The organism is Actinomadura sp. NPDC049382, from assembly GCF_040677125.1.
Lineage (GTDB): Bacteria > Actinomycetota > Actinomycetes > Streptosporangiales > Streptosporangiaceae > Spirillospora > Spirillospora geliboluensis.
In genome coordinates this window covers 1-3,326 of sequence record NZ_JBFARO010000248.1, presented here as the reverse complement: position 1 = coordinate 3,326, position 3,326 = coordinate 1, and the positions used below count along the sequence as shown (strand labels likewise).

Below are 3,326 nucleotides of genomic sequence, written 5' to 3'. Positions count from 1 at the left end.
CCCGGCGCGGTGCGCGCCGGCCGCGGCCCGGTCCCGCCCGCCGGGGGCGCCGGGGTCAGTTCTCGGCGAGCACGATGACGCGGTCGTCGGCGGCCAGGGTGAGCGGGGCCGTCTTGTCCGGGTTGAGCACCACGCCGTAGCCGGGCGGCTCGTGGAACCGCGCGGTCAGCCGGTAGCCGAGCGCGACCTCGCCGCGCCGCCGCGCCGACTCGATCAGCGTCGCGAAGTCGGCCGCCGCGCCCGGCACCAGGTAGTCGCAGGCGGGCTTGAGGTAGATCTCCGAGCCGGCGGGGTCGAGCAGGTCGACGAACACGTCGTACAGGTGCCGGTTCTCGCTCAGCTGGGTCAGCATCAGGCTTATCAGCTTCTCGCTGACCACGAAGTCGTCGGCCTTCGTGACCTGCGCGATCTCGCGGTTGGCGTCGTCGTTGATCTCGCTGACGATCGCGAACGGGTCGCCGCCGGGGGTGCCGGGGTCGCCCAGGGCGTCCTCCATGTCGCGCAGGTGCAGCAGTGTGACGAGGGTGCGGGCGTCGGCGGTGTCGGGGTCGTGGCCCGCGTCCGACAGCACGATGACCTTCTGGTACCCGCCGACGTCGAGGGACTCCAGCGACGGGCGCTCGGTCGGCTCGGCCCGGACGAAGCCGACCTTGAGGTTGGCGGGCTCGGCCAGCTGCCCGGTCGGGTCCTCGCGCGGCGCCGCGACGACCAGCTCCGAACCGGGCGCGAGGAACTCGTCCAGCAGCTCGATGATCTTCGGGGCGCGGTGGTTCCAGCCGAGCATCAGCGTCCGCTCGGGCACCGGGTCCCGCGCGACGGCCGTGCTGATCGCCTCCTCCCGGACCGGCGGCGGCGGGCCGCCGGCGAGCCTGATCAGCAGGTCGTCCTCGGCCAGCACGATGATCTCGTCGTCGGCGCGGATCACGGTGTCCATCGGCGGGTTGAGCAGCACGGTCCCGTCGGCGCGCCGCAGCCCGGCGGGGACGCCGAGGTCGTAGGCCGACAGCGACTCCCCGAACGGGACGCCGGCGAGGGCCGGCTCGGGCCGCATGTAGAACTCGTGGCCGGCGAAGTCCAGCAGCTCGGTGCAGACCTGGGACAGGCCGGACTGGCGGTGCGACTGGACGATGAGCCGGATCGCGACGTCGTCGGCGTCGATGACGTGCGCGCGCTCGCCGCCGGCGAGCCGGGCGGCGGGCAGGTTCGCCGAGTCGTGCACGGCGGCGACGACGTGCGGGCGGTGCCGCCCCCAGGTGCGGGCGCCGAGCGTCAGCAGCACCTTGATGACGCGGGTGTCGGCGTCCGCGACCTCCGGGGTGACGATGAGGATGGACCGCGCGGTGCCGGGGCTGACCAGCTCCACGTCGGCGACCTTCAGCGGGTTGCCGGTGCGGCACACGATCCGGGTGCGGCCGAGGTCGCCGACGCGGGCGCGGATCGCGTCCTCCATCTCGACCTTGTCGCGGTCGGCGAGGATCGCCACGCACGACCTGCGCTTGCTCTGGTTGGCCTCGACCAGCTCGGCGACCACGGTGAAGACCTGCTCGGACCAGCCGAGCAGCACGGTGTGGTCGTGCTCGACGATCCGCGACCGGCCTTTGCGCAGCTCGCCGATCTTGGCTTCGAGGCCGGTGGTGAGGACGCCGATGAGCGAGCTGACGATGAAGATGCCGCCGACGGTGGAGGTCAGCATCAGCGCCAGGAACGGGCCCGTGCCGGTGTCGTCGCCCATGGTGCCGGGGTCGAGCGTGCGCAGCAGGCTGCGCCACACCATGCCGGGCCAGTCGCCGTTCTCGTCGGTGTCGCCCGGCGCGATGACGACCGCCGCGGTCGCCACCACGAGCACGAGCGCCACCGAGGCCAGGCCGAGCCACCCGATGAGCGCCGGCGTCCCCTTCGACATCGTCCGGTCGAACCAGTAGCGGATGCGCTCCCGTCGCGTCACAGGTGCCAACCGGTACGCCCCCTATCGGCCGCCGGCCGTCGCCCGCCGGCAGCCTATTGCGATGTCTTGTGCTATTACCGGCATTATCCCCTAATAGCGTTTTGCCCGGTGCGCAACCAAGGGGCCGAGGTGGTGAGAATTCCACCCCGGCCCCTGCGTGCCGTGCCGGAACGCCGCCGGCGCGCGGTCCGCTAGTGCGCGGCCTCGTACTGCTCGATCACATTGGCGGGGATACGGCCCCGCTCATTGACCTTGATGCCGTGGTTCTTCGCCCACTCGCGAATCTCGGCGGAGCGTTCGCGGCTGCCCGCGGTACGCGACCCGCGGCCGGCGCGGCCCGTGGTCTTGCGCGCCTTGCGGGCGCTGGCCACGAACGGCTCCAGGCCGTTGCGCAGCTTGGCGGCGTTCTTCTTGCTCAGGTCGATCTCATAAGACGTCCCATCGAGGGAAAAGCTGACGGTCTCGTCAGCCTCTCCACCGTCGATGTCGTCGACGAGAAGGACTTCGACCTTCTGTGCCATGCGGGGACTCCCTCTAGCTATGCGTCCGGCTTGGCGTCCGGATGTGCCTCGATGAATGCAGCATAGACCTCATCCGATATCTTGCCACGTTCGGAGACTTCGATGTCCTGACGCAATGCCCACTCGCGGACATCGCCGTTCGTGTAGCCCTTGATCTTCGCGGTGCGGGACTTGCGGCCCTTCCCGGCGGGCTTCACCTCCGCGGCGTTCTCGATGAAGGGCGCGAGGGCGTCCAGCATCTCGTTCAGCCGCTTGTAGTTGTCATCGCTCAGGTCGATCGTGAACGTCCGACCCAAGACTTCGAAGTCTCGCTTTACGACATCGCTCCCTTCGGAGCCGTCGATGTCGTCCACGCGAATGACCTTCTCGGCCATGTGCTCTGTGTCTTCCTTCCCCTCGCCGCGCGGCGCCCCTCGCCTGCGCGGCGACCCCGACCGTAGCGGATTCGGGCCCCCGCCATGGATGGGACACGGGGAGGAGGACGACGGAAGCGCGGCGGGCGGGGGCGGCGGCCGCCCGGGGCCGGCTCAGCCGCCGCGGCGCTGGATCCAGGTGTGCAGGAGGAGCATCATCTCCAGCCGGATCTCCGGGTCCTCGATATCGAAGCCGAACATCCCGTGGAGCTGAGCCAGCCGGTACCGGACGGTCTGCGGGTGCACGCACAGCACCTCGGCGGCGCCGGTGGCGTTGAAGCCGTGCTTCATGCACTCCAGCAGCGTCACGGCGAGGCGCAGCCCCTGCCGCGGGCCCGCCTCGTCCAGCGGGGCAAAACCGTTTCGTCCGACGAGCCCAGCCGCACGATCAGCATGCCCAGGCACAGCATCAGTGCGCCCCGCAACAGCCCGGCGGTGATGATGTAC

Annotated in this window: 4 protein-coding genes; all 4 read right to left on the bottom strand. The window is 70.6% G+C overall.

Annotated features, from left to right (window positions below; translation table 11 throughout):
- Positions 1-55 precede the first annotated feature (55 nt).
- Entirely contained in the window at positions 56-1,945 is a 1,890-nt protein-coding gene (locus AB0K34_RS46300) for a potassium transporter TrkA (protein WP_356948794.1), read from the bottom strand.
- A gap of 191 nt (positions 1,946-2,136) precedes the next feature.
- Complete coding sequence (locus AB0K34_RS46295; RefSeq protein WP_138636842.1) at positions 2,137-2,466, bottom strand: Lsr2 family protein; 330 nt, start codon at positions 2,464-2,466, stop codon at positions 2,137-2,139.
- Positions 2,467-2,483: 17 nt separating this feature from the next.
- Positions 2,484-2,840 carry an Lsr2 family protein gene (locus AB0K34_RS46290; protein ID WP_138636841.1) on the bottom strand — a complete coding sequence of 119 codons (357 nt, stop codon included), beginning with the start codon at positions 2,838-2,840 and terminating at the stop codon, positions 2,484-2,486.
- A 153-nt stretch (positions 2,841-2,993) separates the two neighbouring features.
- On the bottom strand, positions 2,994-3,188 hold the full coding sequence (locus tag AB0K34_RS46285) for a helix-turn-helix domain-containing protein (protein WP_364554893.1): 195 nt from the start codon (positions 3,186-3,188) through the stop codon (positions 2,994-2,996).
- Positions 3,189-3,326 lie beyond the last annotated feature (138 nt).

What these genes read in the sequence shown, in the direction of transcription:
- AB0K34_RS46295 (WP_138636842.1), bottom strand. Translation starts at nt 2,466, where the DNA reads ATGGCACAGAAGGTCGAAGTCCTTCTCGTCGACGACATCGACGGTGGA.
- AB0K34_RS46290 (WP_138636841.1), bottom strand. Translation starts at nt 2,840, where the DNA reads ATGGCCGAGAAGGTCATTCGCGTGGACGACATCGACGGCTCCGAAGGG.